Source organism: Enterobacter sp. T2 (assembly GCF_010692925.1).
Lineage (GTDB): Bacteria > Pseudomonadota > Gammaproteobacteria > Enterobacterales > Enterobacteriaceae > Enterobacter > Enterobacter kobei.
In genome coordinates this window covers 3,514,414-3,531,798 of sequence record NZ_CP048736.1, presented here as the reverse complement: position 1 = coordinate 3,531,798, position 17,385 = coordinate 3,514,414, and the positions used below count along the sequence as shown (strand labels likewise).

General features: G+C 59.5%; 14 protein-coding genes and 1 pseudogene. 10 read left to right on the top strand and 5 right to left on the bottom strand.

The features are described 5' to 3' along the window. The first annotated feature begins 139 nt into the window (after positions 1 to 139). The 8 genes and pseudogenes from iolG to iolB all read left to right on the top strand — a co-directional run bounded on the left by iolG (position 140) and on the right by iolB (position 9,523). The gene (gene iolG / locus G0034_RS16985; protein WP_179121121.1) at positions 140 to 1,126 is read left to right on the top strand and encodes an inositol 2-dehydrogenase; all 987 of its coding nucleotides are present in this window, start codon (positions 140 to 142) and stop codon (positions 1,124 to 1,126) included. A gap of 31 nt (positions 1,127 to 1,157) precedes the next feature. Then, complete coding sequence (locus G0034_RS16980) at positions 1,158 to 2,087, top strand: sugar ABC transporter substrate-binding protein (protein WP_008502118.1); 930 nt, start codon at positions 1,158 to 1,160, stop codon at positions 2,085 to 2,087. Between the two features lie 54 nt (positions 2,088 to 2,141). After that, positions 2,142 to 3,688 (top strand): annotated as a pseudogene (locus tag G0034_RS16975) (sugar ABC transporter ATP-binding protein). 11 nt (positions 3,689 to 3,699) lie between these two features. Beyond that, positions 3,700 to 4,728, top strand: a complete 1,029-nt coding sequence (locus tag G0034_RS16970; RefSeq protein WP_014884792.1) for an ABC transporter permease — start codon at positions 3,700 to 3,702, stop codon at positions 4,726 to 4,728. Positions 4,729 to 4,736: 8 nt separating this feature from the next. Next, positions 4,737 to 5,870 carry a Gfo/Idh/MocA family protein gene (locus G0034_RS16965; protein ID WP_014884791.1) on the top strand — a complete coding sequence of 378 codons (1,134 nt, stop codon included), beginning with the start codon at positions 4,737 to 4,739 and terminating at the stop codon, positions 5,868 to 5,870. Positions 5,871 to 5,882: 12 nt separating this feature from the next. After that, the gene (locus G0034_RS16960) at positions 5,883 to 7,787 is read left to right on the top strand and encodes a bifunctional 5-dehydro-2-deoxygluconokinase/5-dehydro-2-deoxyphosphogluconate aldolase (RefSeq protein ID WP_045135496.1); all 1,905 of its coding nucleotides are present in this window, start codon (positions 5,883 to 5,885) and stop codon (positions 7,785 to 7,787) included. An 11-nt stretch (positions 7,788 to 7,798) separates the two neighbouring features. Beyond that, positions 7,799 to 8,689: a myo-inosose-2 dehydratase gene (iolE, locus tag G0034_RS16955; RefSeq protein WP_023338642.1), complete on the top strand. Its 891-nt coding sequence runs from the start codon at positions 7,799 to 7,801 to the stop codon at positions 8,687 to 8,689. Between the two features lie 9 nt (positions 8,690 to 8,698). Next, the gene (gene iolB / locus G0034_RS16950) at positions 8,699 to 9,523 is read left to right on the top strand and encodes a 5-deoxy-glucuronate isomerase (RefSeq protein WP_023331063.1); all 825 of its coding nucleotides are present in this window, start codon (positions 8,699 to 8,701) and stop codon (positions 9,521 to 9,523) included. A 49-nt stretch (positions 9,524 to 9,572) separates the two neighbouring features. Here iolB and G0034_RS16945 read toward each other — a convergent pair whose 3' ends face one another. Genes G0034_RS16945 through G0034_RS16935 form a run of 3 tightly spaced genes read right to left on the bottom strand, consistent with a single transcriptional unit; the run spans position 9,573 to position 12,074 of the window. Then, positions 9,573 to 10,316 (bottom strand): alpha/beta fold hydrolase, encoded by a 744-nt coding sequence (locus G0034_RS16945; RefSeq protein ID WP_023331062.1) that lies wholly within the window; start codon positions 10,314 to 10,316, stop codon positions 9,573 to 9,575. A gap of 11 nt (positions 10,317 to 10,327) precedes the next feature. After that, positions 10,328 to 10,795: a DUF6130 family protein gene (locus G0034_RS16940; RefSeq protein ID WP_014884786.1), complete on the bottom strand. Its 468-nt coding sequence runs from the start codon at positions 10,793 to 10,795 to the stop codon at positions 10,328 to 10,330. A 49-nt stretch (positions 10,796 to 10,844) separates the two neighbouring features. Continuing rightward, positions 10,845 to 12,074: an MFS transporter gene (locus tag G0034_RS16935; RefSeq protein WP_045135495.1), complete on the bottom strand. Its 1,230-nt coding sequence runs from the start codon at positions 12,072 to 12,074 to the stop codon at positions 10,845 to 10,847. Between the two features lie 95 nt (positions 12,075 to 12,169). Between G0034_RS16935 and G0034_RS16930 the strand changes: the two genes are divergently transcribed. Beyond that, entirely contained in the window at positions 12,170 to 13,060 is an 891-nt protein-coding gene (locus tag G0034_RS16930; protein ID WP_014884784.1) for a LysR family transcriptional regulator, read from the top strand. Here the strand turns inward: G0034_RS16930 and G0034_RS16925 are convergent. Then, positions 13,057 to 13,245 carry a YfgG family protein gene (locus tag G0034_RS16925; protein ID WP_028014036.1) on the bottom strand — a complete coding sequence of 63 codons (189 nt, stop codon included), beginning with the start codon at positions 13,243 to 13,245 and terminating at the stop codon, positions 13,057 to 13,059. The two genes, G0034_RS16930 and G0034_RS16925, sit on opposite strands and share 4 nt — an antisense overlap. Before the next feature lie 353 nt (positions 13,246 to 13,598). On the opposite strand from G0034_RS16925, the gene G0034_RS16920 reads away from it, so the two are divergent. After that, entirely contained in the window at positions 13,599 to 15,839 is a 2,241-nt protein-coding gene (locus G0034_RS16920) for an EAL domain-containing protein (protein ID WP_047344882.1), read from the top strand. Between the two features lie 4 nt (positions 15,840 to 15,843). On the opposite strand, the gene ppx is transcribed toward G0034_RS16920, so the two are convergent. After that, positions 15,844 to 17,382 carry an exopolyphosphatase gene (ppx, locus tag G0034_RS16915; RefSeq protein WP_014884781.1) on the bottom strand — a complete coding sequence of 513 codons (1,539 nt, stop codon included), beginning with the start codon at positions 17,380 to 17,382 and terminating at the stop codon, positions 15,844 to 15,846. Positions 17,383 to 17,385: the final 3 nt, after the last annotated feature.

Genomic DNA, 17,385 nt, shown 5'->3' with positions numbered 1-17,385 from the left:
GATAACAAAATTTATCTCATTCATCTCAAAAGTGTTAACCCGCACTCAAAAACATAATTTTCACTATTTATAAAAATGAAATAAATGTTTTATTTATAGGGTCGTTAGTTCACAGCATTCACCAACACCGGGAGCCGTTATGTTTAACATTGCTTTACTGGGCGCTGGCCGAATTGGCCAGGTACATGCAGCTAACATCGCCAGCCACGGCGCGACCACGCTCTGGTCCGTGGTTGACCCGAATCAGGAATTTGCCACCCGTCTCGCCACGCAGTATCAGGCCCGCCAGCAGAGCCTGATTGAGGCGATGACCGACCCTAACGTTCACGCCGTGCTGATTGCCTCCGCGACCGACACCCATGCCGATCTGATTGAAATGGCCGCCCGCCATGGCAAAGCCATCTTTTGCGAAAAACCGGTACACCTCGACCTTGCCCGCGTGCGCGACTGCCTGAAAGTGGTCAAAGAGTACGACGTGCCGCTGTTTATCGGCTTTAACCGCCGCTTTGACCCGCAGTTCCGCCGGGTGAAAACCGACGCCCAGGCCGGGCGCATCGGCAAGCCGGAATCGCTGCTGATTATCTCCCGCGACCCGTCTCCGCCGCCTGCAGAGTACGTGCGTGTCTCCGGCGGCATGTTCCGCGATATGACCATTCACGACTTTGATATGGCGCGCTTCATCATGGGCGAAGAGCCGGTGTCGGTCTATTCCCAGGGCAGTAACCTGGTCGATCCGGCGATTGGCGAGGCGGGGGATATCGACACCGCATTTATCGTTCTGAAATATGCCTCCGGCGCGATGGCGACCATCGTCAACAGCCGCCGCTCATCTTACGGATACGACCAGCGCCTGGAGCTGCACGGCTCCGAAGGGCTGCTGTGCGCGGGCAATATTCTGGAAAACCAGGTGCAGCACTACGGCAAACAGGGCTGCACCAGCGCGCTGCCGGAACACTTCTTCCTGCAGCGCTACAAATCCGCTTACGCCGCGGAATGGGAACACTTTGTTGCGGTCCTGCGCGGCGAAGCGGTGCCTGACTGCAGCGGTGATGATGGTGAACGTGCGCTGTACCTCGCGGATAAAGCGCTGGAGTCGCTGCGTAGCCAGCGCGAGATCGTCCTCTAAACACAACCACCCTACACAGAGAGACATAATAATGAAAAAACTGATCGTAGCCGCCCTCATCGCCATGACGTCCGGGGCTGCCCTCGCCGAAAACGAGCAAATTGTTTTCAGTACGCCAAACCTGGCCATGCCGTTTGAAGTACACATGCAGCGCACGGCGGTGAAAGCCGCAAAAGAGATGGGCGTGAAGCTTCAGGTGCTGGACGGGCAGGGCAGTTCACCGAAACAGGTGGCTGACCTGGAAAATGCCATCACCCGTGGGGCGCAGGGCTTTATCGTCTCCCCGAATGACGTAAACGCCGTCTCCAGCGCGGTAGATGAAATTCAGGATGCGAAGCTGCCGGTGGTGACCCTTGACCGCTCCGTCGACAGCCAGAAAAAAGTGCCGCACTTCGGGGCTAACAACTACAAAGGCGGCCAGGCGATTGGCGACTTCGTGAAAACCAAATTCCCCGACGGGGCGGAGATTATTCTGCTGACCGGTCAGCCGGGCTCCTCCTCCAATATTGAACGCACCAAAGGGATCCGCGACAGCCTGAAGGCGGGTGGGGATAAATACAAGATCGTCGCCGATCAGACCGGAAACTGGATGCGTTCGGAAGGGATGCGCATCGTGGAAAGCGTTCTGCCTTCTCTGCCGAAACGCCCGCAGGTGATCCTCTCCGCTAACGACGATATGGCGCTGGGCGCGATTGAAGCGCTGCAGAGCCAGGGCGTGAAGCCGGGCGAAATTCTGGTCACCGGTTTTGATGCGGTACCGGAAGCGCTGGCCCGCGTGCGCGACGGCTGGCTGGCGGTAACGGCGGATCAGCGTCCGGGCTTTGCGGTGCAGACGGCGATGAGCCAGCTGGTGGCCAACGTGCGCGAGAAGAAAGCCATCACCGGGGCCGACTACCCGCCGACGCTGATCACCAAAGAGAATCTGCAGCAGGCTGAACGTATCGGTGAGGCCGGTAACTGACGTATCCGCAGCCGCCGCGCGAGCGGCGGCGCACTCTAAAGGAGGAGCAGACCGATGTCGCAACCCTTACTGAAAGTGACCGACCTGGCCAAAAGTTTTTCCGGCGTCTGGGCGCTGAGCAGCGCTCAGCTGACCGTCGGCGCGGGGGAGATCCATGCCCTGCTGGGGGAAAACGGAGCGGGAAAATCCACGCTGCTGAAGGCGCTCGCGGGCGCGCAGCCGCAAACCCGGGGGATATCTGGTTTAACGGCGAAATGCTGCCGGTGGATGATTCCCCCGTTGAGCGGCAAAACAAGGGCATTATCACCATCTATCAGGAATTTAACCTGCTGCCCAATATGACCGTCGCGGAAAACATGTTTCTCGGGCGCGAACCGCGCAAACGTAACCTGATCGTCGACGAAAAAGCGGTTAACCAGGAGGCGCAGGTCATTCTCGATTACCTGCAGCTGAACGTTGCGCCAACCACGCCGGTGGCCCGCCTGAGCGTCGCCCAGCAGCAGATGGTGGAGATTGCCCGGGCGCTGACCCTCAACGCCAGGCTGATTATCATGGATGAACCTTCTGCCGCGCTGAGCGACAGCGAGGTGGAAAGCCTGCACCGCGTGGTGCGTGAGCTGAAAAACCGCGGGGTGAGCATTATTTACGTTACCCACCGTCTGCATGAAGTTTTCCAGCTCTGCGACCGCTTCACCGTTTTCCAGGACGGCCGTTTCACTGGTACCGGTGCGGTGGCGGAAACCAACGTTGAGCAGCTGATCCGCCTGATGGTCGGGCGCGACGTGGCCTTTAATCGTCGTCCGGCCAGCGAAACGCATCATGAAGATAAACCCGTCCGCCTGGCGGTGAAGGGGCTGAGCCGCGAGAAGCCGCCGCTCGATCCCCACGGCATTGCCCTGCACGACATCAGCTTCCACGTTCACGCCGGGGAAGTGTTAGGGATTGCTGGCCTGGTGGGCGCGGGGCGTACCGAAGTGGCGCGCTGTCTGTTCGGCGCAGATGCCTTTACCTCCGGCAGCTTTGAGCTGGACGGCGTGCCGTACCAGCCGCGCGACCCGCTCTACGCCCTCGATCAGGGCGTGGCGCTGGTACCGGAAGACCGTAAAAAAGAGGGGGCGGTGCTGGGGCTGTCGATTCGCGACAACCTGTCGCTCTCCTGCCTCTCCTCGCTGCTGCAGTGGCGCTGGTTCGTGAATACCCGCAAAGAGGACGATCTGATTGAGTCCTACCGCCAGGCGCTGCAGATCAAAATGGTCAACAGCGCGCAGGAGGTGCGCAAGCTCTCCGGCGGTAACCAGCAAAAGGTGATCCTCGCGCGCTGCATGGCGCTCAATCCTCGCGTGCTGATTGTCGATGAGCCGACGCGCGGTATCGACGTGGGCACCAAATCGGAAGTGCACCAGGTGCTGTTTGAGATGGCGAAAAAGGGCGTGGCGGTGATCGTGATCTCCTCCGATCTGCCTGAAGTGATGGCGGTATCTGACCGGATCATCACCCTCAGTGAAGGGCGGGTGACCGGCGAGATCCACGGTGACGACGCTAACGAAGAACGGCTGATGACGATGATGGCCATCAACCACAACGCCCTGAACGCGGCATAACGGAGTTTCTCATGACGCAGATGATTTCTAAAACGCAGGCCCCGGTCAAACGCGCCGGACGCATCGATCCCATCGCCTTCTTCGAGCGATTCGGGGTGCTGATTTTCATGATCCTGCTGCTGATCTTCTTCCAGTCGCAGAACAGCAACTTTTTCTCTGAACGCAATATTTTCAACATATTAACTGAAGTCTCCATCTACGGGATCATGGCCGTGGGGATGACTTTCGTCATCCTGACCGCCGGGATCGATCTCTCCGTCGGCTCCATTCTGGCGGTGTGCGCCATGACTGCGGCGTACGTGATCAAGGGCGACAACTTCACCACCGTCGACCCGAACGCCTGGGGAGGCATGAGCTGGCTGATTGGGCTGGGGATTTGTCTGGCGATGGGCACGGCAATTGGCTTCCTGCATGGTCTGGGCGTCACGCGCCTGCGCCTGCCGCCGTTTATAGTCACCCTCGGCGGGATGACCATCTGGCGTGGCCTGACGCTGGTGATTAACGACGGCGCGCCGATTGCCGGTTTCGACCCGGGTTACCGCTGGTGGGGGCGCGGGGAGTTGCTCGGCATCTCCATTCCTATCTGGATATTCGCCCTCGTCGCCCTGGGGGGGTATCTGGCGCTGCATAAAACCCGCTGGGGCCGTTTCGTCTACGCCATTGGCGGAAACCCGGAGGCGGCACGCCTGGCGGGGGTGAACGTCAAGCGCGTGCTGGTCAGCGTCTACGTGCTGATTGGCTGTCTGGCGGGGCTGGCGGGCTTCATTCTGAGCGCGCGTCTGGGAAGCGCCGAGGCGGTAGCCGGGATCTCCTTTGAGCTGCGCGTCATCGCCTCGGTGGTGATCGGCGGTACCTCGCTGATGGGCGGTTACGGGCGTATTGGCGGCACCATTATCGGCTCCATCATCATGGGCATTCTGATTAACGGCCTGGTGCTGATGAACGTCTCAGCCTACTACCAGCAAATTATCACCGGATTAATTATCGTTCTGGCGGTGGCGTTTGACACCTACGCCAAGAGCCGTCGCGGCGCACTGTGAGGATCATGATGAAAGAGGTTCGTATTGGATTGATTGGCACCGGGTATATCGGCAAGGCGCACGCCATCGCCTATGCCCAGGCCCCGACGGTGTTCAACCTGCGCGGCAGGCTGGTGCGCGAGATGGTGGCGGAAGTTACGCCGGAACTGGCGGCAGCGCGGGCGCAGGCGTTTGGCTTCAACCGCTCCACCGGGGACTGGCGGGCGCTGGTGGCCGACCCGGCCATTGATGTGGTGGATATTTGCTCTCCCAACCATCTGCATAAAGAGATGGCGCTGGAGGCGATCCGTCACGGCAAACACGTCTACTCCGAAAAGCCGCTGGCGCTCAACGCCCATGACGCGCGTGAAATGGTCGACGCCGCAAAGCGGGCAGGGGTGAAAACGCTGGTGGGGTTCAACTACATGAAAAACCCGACCGCGCAGCTGGCGAAGGAGATTATCGCGCGCGGCGAGATTGGCGAGGTGATCCACTTCTACGGCACTCACAACGAAGACTATATGGCCGACCCGCTCTCGCCCATTCACTGGCACTGCTTCAAAGAGACCGCAGGCCTGGGGGCGCTGGGCGACCTCGCGGCGCATATCGTCAATATGGCCCAGTACCTGGTGGGAGATATCGAGCAGGTCTGCGGCGACCTGAAGATCGTGGTCCCGGCACGTCCGGCGAAGGCGGGTTCGGCAGAGATGATTGCCGTCGAAAACGAGGATCAGGCCCACGCGATGGTGCGTTTTGCGGGCGGGGCGCAGGGCGTCATTGAAACCTCCCGCGTCGCCTGCGGCCGCAAGATGGGGCTGTCGTATGTCATCACCGGGACGAAAGGTGCCATCAGTTTCACTCAGGAGCGCATGGCCGAGCTGAAGCTCTATCTACATGACGACCCGGTGAACCGTCAGGGGTTCCGCACGCTGCTCGTCGGCCCGGCTCACCCGGACTACGGTGCGTTCTGCATGGGGGCAGGCCATGGGATTGGCTTTAACGATCAAAAAACGGTGGAGGTGCGTGACCTGGTGGACGGGATTGCCGCCGACGCGCCGATGTGGCCGGACTTCGAAGAGGGCTGGAAGGTGTCTCGCGTGCTGGACGCGATAGCACTCTCACACCTGGAAGGCCGCTGGCTGAACGTGAACGACATTGTCTGAAGAGGGTTCAACGTGGAAAAGCAGTTTGATGTGATATGCATGGGCCGCGTGGCGGTAGACCTCTACAGTCAGCAAATTGGCGCCCGTCTGGAAGATGTGTCGAGCTTCGCCAAATATCTTGGCGGGTCGTCCGGCAACGTGGCGTACGGCACCGCGCGCCAGGGGTTACGCTCGTCGATGCTGGCGCGCGTCGGCGATGAACATATGGGCCGCTTCCTGCGGGAAGAGTTAAACCAGGTGGGCTGCGATACCAGCCATCTGATTACCGACAAAGAACGCCTCACGGCGCTGGTGCTACTCGGCATTAAAGACCGGGACACTTTTCCTCTGATTTTTTATCGCGATAACTGCGCGGATATGGCGATTACCGCCAGCGATGTGGACGAAAGCTACATTGCCTCCGCACGGTGTCTTGCCATCACCGGGACTCACCTTTCTCATCCCCAGACCCGCGAGGCGGTGCTGACGGCGCTGGGCTATGCCCGCCGCCACGGCGTGCGCACGGTGCTGGATATCGACTACCGTCCGGTGCTGTGGGGGCTGACCTCCTTAGGCGACGGGGAAACGCGCTTTATCGCCGCCGATAAGGTGACCCGCGAGCTGCAGGAGGTGCTGCACCTCTTCGACGTGATTGTCGGCACCGAGGAGGAGTTCCACATTGCGGGCGGCAGCACCGATACCCTGCTGGCGCTGGCGCAGGTGCGTGGCGTGAGTCAGGCTACGCTGGTCTGCAAACGCGGCGCGCTGGGCTGTTCGGTCTATACCGATGCCATTCCGCCTCGTCTGGACGACGGCCTGACGGTGACCGGCGTGCGCGTCGAGGTGCTGAATGTCCTCGGCGCAGGGGACGCGTTTATGTCCGGCCTGCTGCGCGGTTACCTGAACGACGAAGGCTGGGAGCAGGCGTGCCGCTATGCCAATGCCTGCGGTGCGCTGGTGGTCTCCCGCCACGGCTGCGCTCCGGCGATGCCGAGCAAAACAGAGCTGGATGATTATCTTTCCCGCGCCGCACGTGTTCCGCGCCCGGATCTTGACCCGCGTCTTAACCATCTCCACCGGGTGACGACCCGCCGCCGCGAATGGCCGGAGCTGTGCGTGATGGCTTTCGACCATCGCAGCCAGCTGGAAGAGATGGCGCTGCAGTGCGGTGCGTCGATCGGGCGCATTCCGGAACTGAAGCAGCTGATCCTCCAGGCCAGCCGCGAGGCGGCAAACCGCGCCGGGCTGGAGGGTAAAGCCGGTCTGCTGTGCGACGGCACCTTTGGTCAGGATGCGCTAAACGCTATCACCGGGGAAGGGTGGTGGATTGGTCGTCCCATTGAGCTGCCGGGCTCCCGGCCGCTGGAGATGGAGCACGGTAACATCGGCACCCAGCTCATCAGCTGGCCGCAGGAGCACGTGGTGAAATGTCTGGTCTTTTTCCATCCGGAAGATGCCCACGGCCTGCGCCTTGAGCAGGAGCAGAAAATCGCCGAGGTGTACCACGCCTGCTGCCAGTCCGGGCATGAACTGCTGCTGGAGGTGATATTGCCCGCCAGCATGCCGCGCAGCGACGCGCTCTACCTGCGCGCCATCTCCCGTTTCTACAACCTGGGGATTTACCCTGACTGGTGGAAACTGCCGCCGCTCTCAGCCAGCGGCTGGACGGCACTGAACGAGATTATCGAACGTCGGGACCCGCACTGCCGCGGGGTGGTGATCCTCGGTCTGGATGCCCCGGCAGAGCAGCTGCGTGCCGACTTCAAAGCCGCCGCAGGGCAGACGCTGGTTAAAGGCTTCGCCGTGGGGCGCACGCTGTTTGGCGACGCCTCCCGCGCGTGGCTGAAACACGATATTGACGATGCGCAGCTGGTGGCGCGCATCCGGGACAACTACCTGCAGCTTATCGCCTGGTGGCGCGAGCGCGGACACGCATAATGGAGACGACAATGAGTGTACAACTGGGCATTAACCCGCTGACGTGGACGAACGACGATCTGCCTTCCCTCGGCGCGGAGACGTCGCTGGAGACCTGCCTGAGCGAAGGCAAAGAGGCCGGTTTTGCCGGTTTCGAACTGGGCAATAAATTCCCGCGCGAGGCGCGCCTGCTCGGCCCGATTTTACAGCGCCACGACCTGAAGCTGGTCTCCGGCTGGTACTCTGGCCGCCTGCTGGAGCGCAGCGTGGAGGAGGAGATCGCCGCCGTGCAGCCCCACCTGACGCTGTTGCGCGAGCTGGGGGCGAAGGTGCTGGTCTTTGCGGAAGTGAGCGGCTGTATTCACGGCGAGCAGCAGACCCCGGTGCATCTGCGCCCGCGCTTCCCGCAGGAACGCTGGAAGGAGTACGGGGAGAAGCTCAGCGAATTTGCCCGCTATACGCAGCAGCAGGGGGTGCAGATTGCCTACCATCACCATATGGGCACGGTGATTGAGTCCGCCGACGACGTGGACAACCTGATGACCCACACCGGTGAGGAAGTGGGGTTACTGCTGGATACCGGCCATCTGACCTTTGCCGGAGCCGACCCGCTGGCGGTGGCGCAGCGCTGGGCGTCGCGCATCAACCACGTTCACTGCAAAGACGTGCGTGCCGACGTGCTGGCGGACGTTAAAAACCGCAAAACCAGCTTCCTCGATGCGGTGCTAAGCGGCGTATTTACCGTACCGGGTGACGGATGCGTCGATTACCCGCCGATCATGCGGCTGCTGAAAGCGCAGGATTATCACGGCTGGCTGGTGGTCGAGGCGGAGCAGGATCCGGCGATTGCCCATCCGCTGACCTATGCCCGTCTGGGGTATAACAACCTGAGCCGCCTGGCGCACGACGCCGGGCTTATCTGAGGAGGTGACATGTCACGTCTGTTATCACGCTGGCAACAGCCGAATGCTGAGGGGCGCACCCAGTCCGTTACGCCGGAAAGTGCGGGATGGGGATATGTCGGTTTTGAGGCATATGAATTGCAGGAGGGGCAGGTGCTGACGCTGCCCGCCATCAACGAAGAGCGCTGCCTGGTGCTGGTCGCCGGACGCGCCTCCATCAGCACGCCCTCCGCGCAGTTTAACGATATTGGCGAGCGGATGAGCCCGTTTGAGCGCATTAAGCCGTGGGCGGTGTACGTCACCCCGCAGGAGACGGTGCAGGTGACGGCGCTGACGACGCTGGAGCTGGCCGTCTGCGCTGCGCCGGGCAAAGGCACATACCCGACGCGGCTGATTGCGCCGCAGGACATCGACGGCGAGGCGCGCGGCAAGGGGCACAACCAGCGCTATGTGCATAACATTCTGCCGGAAGGTAAATCTGCCGACAGCCTGCTGGTAGTGGAGGTCTGGACCAACGAAGGGTGTACCAGTTCCTACCCGAGCCACAAGCACGACACGGATAATCCGCCGCAGGAAACCTATCTGGAGGAGACCTACTACCATCGCCTCAACCCGGAGCAGGGGTTCTGCATGCAGCGCGTCTACACCGACGACAGAACGCTGGACGAGTGCATGGCGGTCTACGACCGTGATGTGGTCATGGTGCCGAAGGGATATCACCCGGTGGCGACGATGGCCGGGTACGACAGCTATTACCTCAACGTGATGGCCGGCCCGGTACGCAAATGGATGTTTACCTGGGAAGAAGACCACGCGTGGATTAATCAGGATTATCCCGCTACAGGCAAGCACTGAAGCGGGTTTTTTGCCGGGTGGCGCTGCGCTTACCCGGCCTGTGAAACGCTTACCTTGCTTCTAACGCCTGCTCAATCGTTCGGGCGATGGCCTCTGGCTGGCTCACCATCGACACGTGACTCGCCGCGACCCCGGTGGTTTTCGCGTGGATCGTCTTCGCCATCGCGCGCTCAAGCGCGGGGTTAATCATCCGGTCATTCTCACTCACTACATACCAGCTCGGTTTATCGTGCCACGCGGCGTGAGTGACCTTTTCGCCAAATGCATCGGCTTTAATTGGCCCCTGCGTGGCGGCGATGGTCAGTTGTTCAGCCGGTTTCACATCCGGTGCGAAATCCTTCCTGACGGCTTCGGTCGGCAGGTATAAGTCGCCGTCAGCCGTTTTAGCGATGCCTGCACTTCCGGGCGGGGCCGGGAAGGTATTCGCCAGCTCTGCCGTCGACTGGCCGGAATCCGGCGCGAACGCCGCCACGTAAACCAGCGATTTAACCCGTGCATCGTTGCCCGCTTCGCTAATCACGGTGCCACCCCAGGAGTGACCGACCAGCACGACGTCCCCCTTAGCACGGGCGATGGCGCGCTGGGTGGCCGCAACGTCATCTTTTAGCGACGTAAGCGGGAGCTGAACGGCGATGACCTCGGTATGGTGTTTTTGCAGCCGGGTAATCACCTTATTCCAGCTGCTGCCGTCGGCAAACGCGCCATGTACCAGCACGACGCTGGTTTTATTCTCCGCAAAAGCGCTGGCCGAAAGCGCCAGCAGGCCTGCTGTCAGTACAGACAGTGCTTTCATCTTCAGACTCCTTAAAAATGGTGGATCGCCGCGTGGGGCGGCACGGTGAATTCGATGGTTTTGTGATCGAGGGGCTTATGCGTCGGATCGGCCAGAATAATCGTCACCTTGTGCTTACCGGCGGGCAGACCCACCAGAATCACCGGCTCTCCGCTGGCGTCAGCCCAGTGCCACGGCGCGTCATCTACCACGACGTGGATGTGGCCGATGCGAGGTGTGACTTTCAGCGCGTCGGGCCCAAATACAGGTTCAATGCGCAGGTTTTCGGCCCGGTACTGAATAAACACCGCGCCTTTGCTCAGCGGCCCGGCAAGCGGTGGATCGACTATCAGCTTTGCGGGCGGCTGCGGCTGTGCCAACGGCGCAACGGCGGCTGGGCCATTAACATCGGCGGCGCTGAGGTTGCCCAGCGGTGTGGCCTGGACATGCGCTACAGATGCCAGGGCGAGTACGGGTAAAAGTACATATCGACGAATCATCGGTCTCTCTCCTCCGGTTATGAATGACGACAGGGAAAGAAAACCATTTTTATGTATCGGTGATATTTGCCTGAGGCGGTGTTTTGTACCCGTTTGTCTGCGTGGTGCGCTGGATACAGTGCGTTACAGTTTGCCTGCCGGGACGGCGCACAATCGCTATCGCCAGCCCGGCAATCACCAGCGTCAGTCCCGTTGATACCCACATTGTTCCGGCGATCCCCAGCGTTTTGTTTAACCATGCACAGGCAAACGGTGAAGCCGCTGCTGTGAGCTGGCCAGGAATAAGCAGCATACCGGTGCGGCGGGCATAGCTCTCCACGCTAAACAGCTCCAGCGGCAGGTTCGCTTTGACTATCGTCATTAGCCCGTTGATGGCACCAAAACCCAGCACAAACCCGGCGGCACACCAGGCAAACCGGGTGCTGCTTAGCCCAATCAGAAAGCAGACCGGCATGGCAAGGGTGGTAAAAAGGGTCAGTTTGAACGGAGTTAAGCGGGCACCCGCCAGCACCTCCAGCGAGCGAGCCCCCGTCTGGCCTATCCCCCACAGGATGCCGATCGTGACCGGCAGGCCAAAGCTGGCGATAAACTCCGGCAGATGGGTAGACGTACCGCTGGAGACAAAGGTGAAAAGGGCGATGAAGGCTGCATAAAGCCAGCCGTTTCGTCGTTCGTTGCGCAGAGGTGGCGCGGTGACCTTTGTCGTCACCGTTAGCCGCTGCCGGGGAAGCGAGCGGATCAGCGCCGCGCTCAGCAGGCCAAAGAGGGCATAAACCCTTAGCGCCTCTTGCCAGCTCATAAGGTGGAGCAGGCCATCACCCAGCGGCCAGAAGACGGCGGATGCCAGCCCGCCCGCCAGCGTGACGCGTGAGATTGTTCTTCGCGCCTGCTGACCGTAGAGGTTCACCAGCGCGGCGAACAGCGCATCGTACAGCGACAGGCGCATCCCGATGCCGGTGATCAGCCAGACGCAATACCAACCAAATAACGTCTGGGTATATGCCATACCCGCGCAGCCTGCGGCGATCAGCAACGTGCCACTCATCACCACCCTCTGGCCGCCAAAGCGTGCCAGCAGGTGGGCGACGAAAGGGGAAGCCGCCGCCATCACCAGCATTGCCAGCGTCAGGCCGAGGTAAATCTGTGGTGATGACCACCCCCGATCGGCTGATATCGCCAGCGCGAAGGTACCGGGCATATAAAACGAGATCCCCCAGTTGATGAGTTGATGACATCCGGCAGTGAGGGCGAGTCGACGAGGCAGGGCAGGAGTTTCCATTGTTTCATTCCGTTATGCAGTTGTCCCCAGCATAGCGAGCGAGGTATTGTGCAAACAGGTCTGCAACCTTATGCGCGGTATAAGAGAAACTTTGAATGACGACGCTTAATCTGGGCTATCTCGCGACGTTCCGGCTGGTGATCCAGCGCGGCAGTTTTTCCGCTGCGGCGGATCTGATGGGCATTTCCCAGCCCGCTGTCAGCATGCAGGTACGTCAGCTGGAGCAGTTTTTGCAAACGCGCCTGGTGGAACGTACCGGGCGAGGCATTAAGGCGACGGCCGCCGGAGAGGCCCTGCTGGCCCACGGGGAACGCATTCAGCAGGTGGTGGATGAAACCCTCCAGTCCGTGGGTGCGTTCAGACACGATGTTAGCGGGACCATTACGCTTGGCACGGGGGCGACGGCCTGTATCCATCTTTTGCCGCCGTTACTGGAGCAACTGCGCCGCGACTATCCGCTCCTGCGGGTGGGCGTAACCACGGGCAACACGCTCGACATCGTCCGGGCTATCGAAGAGAACCGTCTCGATATGGGGCTGGTGACGCTGCCGGTCAGCGGCAAAGCGCTGGACGTCATGCCGGTGATGGACGAGGAGTTTGTCTTTATTGCTTCGCAGGCGCAGCAGGACGCTTTCAGGCACTTAACCCCGGAGGTGCTCCATGCTCAGTCGCTGATCGCCTTTGAGTCAGGCAGCAGTACCCGGACGCTCATTGATGGCTGGTTTGCTGCCAGCGGATTAACGATCGCACCGGTGATGCAGCTTGGCAGCATTGAGGCGATTAAGCGTATGGTTCGCGTGGGGCTGGGCTACAGTATCGTTCCAGGAATGGCGGTAGCGCATGAGGCTGACCGTGAAGGGCTGTGCGTGATGTCGCTGACGCCCATGCTGCAGCGGCAGCTGGCTATCGTAATGCGGCAGGATAAGATCCTTAGCAAAGGGATAGCAGGAATTATTCGGCTGGTGCAAAACCATCCGGCGGGCTAGCGGTCAGCGGCGTCGACGTTCAGGCTGGACTGCTGCGACTGGATCTTGTCCTGATGGTGATACCAGGCGCCAATGGAAGAGTAAACGAAGCGGCCAAAGAAAAACAGAAAGCTGATGAGCAGTATGATGCGGGTCATTCGGGTGTTAAAACGGTGTCGTTTGCGCATACGCGTGGCCTGACTCACTCTCTTTTTCCTGGGCATGCCCTTTTGGGCGATGGGGATATTAAGGCACAGCGGAAAGACAGGGTCAATTCCGCAATGTGTAAATAACCGTCAGTGTTTACATTAATTATTGTTATTGAAATTGATTGTTGCATTTACCATATTGATAATATGAGGAAAATTATTTCAAAAAAAACGCATGTAAGGCTTATTTGCATAAAATAGTTTGATTTAAGTCAACGGATTCCCGGCTCTGGTATTTAAAATCCCTCCTCCACACTGTTCGCCCTGCACATCACCGGGGCAGCGTCAGGTCAGGTTGGATGCCTGTCTTTATTTTCCCTCTGGAGTAAAAGGGGTTTAACCGGGCATCTATGAACATTTTCGCTTTTCTTAAAAACAATAAAAACCGCTGGTGGGCATTGCCGCTTATTTTGCCGGTGGGGTTACTGCCCGTGCTGAGCGTGGCGAATACGTTCACGCAGCTGGGCGACGGCATTGCGGCGCTCTATTATTTACCGCTCTCTTTTTTGCTTTCGCTGATGATGTTTTTTGGTCTGGAAGCCCTGCCCGGTATTGTACTGGCGCTGTTTATTCGCTATTACCCGTCGGTCGGGCTGTTCGAAACCGTCGCCGGTGTGTTCCATTTTATCGTCCCGTTAGTGCTCAGCTGGGGCGGCTATCGGGTTTTTGCGCCCAGACGAAATATGACGGCCTATGGCGACGTGCGGCTGATGGCGCAGCGTATGTTCTGGCAGGCCTTCTGCCCTGCGACGCTGTTTCTGGTGCTGTTCCAGTTTGCGGTGTATCTCGGCATATATGAGAGTCGTCAGAGTCTGGCGGGGCTGAACCCTTTTAATATTCGCACGCTGATTAACTATCAGGCCCTGCTGGTCAGCGGGCTGACGGGCGTGCCGCTATGTTATCTGCTGATCCGCCTGATTCGCCATCCGCGTTATCTCAACAGTCTCATCTCGCAGATCCGTAGCCAGATAGACGCAAAAGTGACGCCCGCTGAGTTTCTGATTTGGGCTGTTGCGCTCGGCGGGCTGATTTCGCTGCTGCTGCTCCCGATGAATGAAAACAGTTCCATTTTCACCACCAACTATACCCTGTCGTTGCTGATGCCGGTGATGCTCTGGGGGGCGATGCGCTTTGGCTATAAGCTGATTTCGCTTATCTGGACGCCGATACTGCTGGTGTCTATCCACTATTTTTACCGCTATATCCCAATGAACCAGGGATACGACATTCAGCTGGCGATCACCTCTTCCAGTTACCTGGTCTTTTCGTTCGTGGTGATTTACATGTCGATGCTGGCGACCCGTCAGCGCGCGGTGAACAAGCGTGCCCGCAGGCTGGCGTTACTCGACCCGGTTATGCATATGCCTAACCTGCGGGCGCTGTCGCGCGATCTGGCGAAAAACCCGTGGTCGGCGCTCTGTTTAGTGCGTATTCCTGAGCTGGAGATTCTGGGGCGTAACTATGGCGTGTTGCTGCGCATTCAGTACAAACAGCGGCTGGCGCAATGGATTAATGCCAGGCTCCAGTCCAACGAAAAGGTTTATCACCTCACGGGCTGTGACCTGGCGATTCGCCTTAACGCGGAATCGCACCAGCAGCGGATTGAAACTCTGGACGAGCATATCAAACAGTTCCGCTTTATCTGGGATGGCATACCGTTGCAGCCGCAGGTGGGCGTGAGCTACTGCTATGTACGTTCGCCCGTCAACCACCTCTATCTGGTGCTGGGCGAGCTGGGGGTAGTGGCTGACCTGTCGCTCTCCTCTAACCACCCGGAAAACCTTCAGCAACGTGGTGCCGTCCACCTGCAGCGTAGCCTGAAGGATAAAGTCGCGGTGATGAGTCGCCTGCAGCGTGCGCTGGATAACAACGAATTCACGCTGCTGGTTCAGCCCGTGCGCGGCCTGCGGGGGGACAGCTATCACGAAGTGCTGCTGCGCATGACCGATGCAAACGGGCTGTTAATCTCGCCTGAACAATTCCTGCCCGTTGCCCAGGAGTTTGGACTCTCTTCGCGGGTGGATTTGTGGGTACTGGACCACACGCTGCGCTTCCTTGCAGCGCACCGCGAGAAACTGCCCGGCCAGCGCTTTGCCATTAATCTGGCCCCTTCAACGGTGTGTCGGGTGCAGTTCCCGCTCGAGGTGAGTCGTCTGCTGACCCACTATGCCATCGAGCCGTGGCAGCTGATCTTTGAAGTGACGGAGTGCAGCACCTTCTGCAACGCGGAACAGGCGCTACACATCCTCAGGCAGTTGCAGAAAATGGGGGTACGCATTGCGATTGATGATTTCGGTACCGGTTATGCGAGCTATGCGCGGCTGAAAAGCGTGGATGCCGACATTCTCAAGATTGACGGCAGCTTCATCCGTAATATCGTCAACAACAGTCTGGACTATCAGATTGTGGCGTCTATCTGCCATCTGGCACGCATGAAGAAGATGCTGGTGGTGGCGGAGTATGTCGAGACCGAAGAGATACGTAGCGCGGTTCACGCGCTAGGCATCGATTATGTGCAGGGTTATCTGATTGGCAAGCCGGTTGCACTTGAGTCACTGGCGGAAACTGAGGCGTCCACCGCGGACGCCTGAGTCATCATGCGGCGACGTCGGCGCTCTCTTCCTTGATTTTGAGCATCCAGCCGGTGACCGCTTCCCAGTACTGCTGCTCTTTTTCCAGATCCAGCAGGACCAGCGCGTTCTGGCTGAACCAGTCGTGCGGGAAGCTCAGCGTCCAGTGGTGATCGTCGGTTGTCAGCTTCAGCGTCGGCGGCGTCGTGGTGGCCTGACGCTGGTTATTGAGCAGCACGCCCAGACGCAGCAGCTGGATGAGCGGCAGGAACTGCTTCTTCTTGAACAGCGTGAAGCGCGGCAGATCGTCGAGCTTGATGGCCTTGCGGTGATAACGCACCAGCGTCGCCATCATGGTTTGCTGCTCCTGGTTAAAGCCAGGCAGATCGCTGTTTTGCAGAATATAGGCCGAATGGCGGTGCATTCCGCTGTGATTAATGTTCAGCCCCACCTCGTGCAGCATCGCGGCCCATTTCAGCAGGGCGGCAAGCTGCGGGTGCGCGAGCTTAGGATTCTGTTCTTCCCACTGTTCGTACATCTGGACCGTTGTTTCCAGCACGCGCTTCGCCTGCTCGCGGTCGATGTTGTACTGGTTGGCCAGGCTTTGCGCGGTGCGGCTGCGAATGTCCTGATGGCGGAAGCGGCCTTCCATCTCATACAGCACGCCTTCACGCAGCGCACCGTCGGAGAGACGCAGCTCCTTAATGGCAAGCGCATCAAACACGCCGCAGAGGATAGCCAGACCCGGTACAAATACCGCCTTACGTTCGTCAGAAAGACCCGGCAGGCTTAGGGCGTCAAAACTTTTATGCTTCAGCACTTCTTCGGTCAGCAGGGTCAGGCGTTCAGGCGTGATAAACCCGTCTTTTTCACCCATTGCCAGCAGGACTTCATGCGCCGCCTTGATGGTACCCGACGCGCCCAGCGCCACGTTCCAGCCCTGAATACGGTACTGCCAGGCCAGATTTTCCAGCTTCTGGACCGCGGCCATACGCGCCCGCTGGAAGTTTTCACGGGTGATGGCGCCGCCCGGGAAATACATCTGCGCGAAGCTGACGCAGCCCATACGGCGGCTTTCCACCAGACGCGGCTCAAAGTCTTCGCCGATCACCAGTTCCGTAGAACCCCCGCCAATGTCGATAACCAGCTTGCGCCCTTTTTCCGGCTGGGTGTGCTCAACACCCATGAAAATCAGACGCGCTTCCTCGTTACCGGAGATGATCTCAATCGGGTAGGGGATCACTTTTTCGGCTCGCTTGAGGAACTCCGGGGCGTTCAGCGCCTGGCGCAGCGTGTGGGTCCCCACAATGCAAACGCTGGAAGGCGAGAAGCCCTGCAGGCGCTCAGCAAACAGGGACAGGCAGTTTAAGCCGCGCTCCATCGCCTCTTCGCTCAGCATGCTGCGTTCATCAAGACCATCCGCCAGGTGTACGCGCTGCTTCAGACGACCGATGATCTGCAGCGCGCCATCCACCTCACGGGCGATGACCATGTGGAAACTGTTAGAGCCAAGATCGACCGCGGCGAATTCCTGCGGGCGTGGGGTCTTATCATTTATCGGCATAGG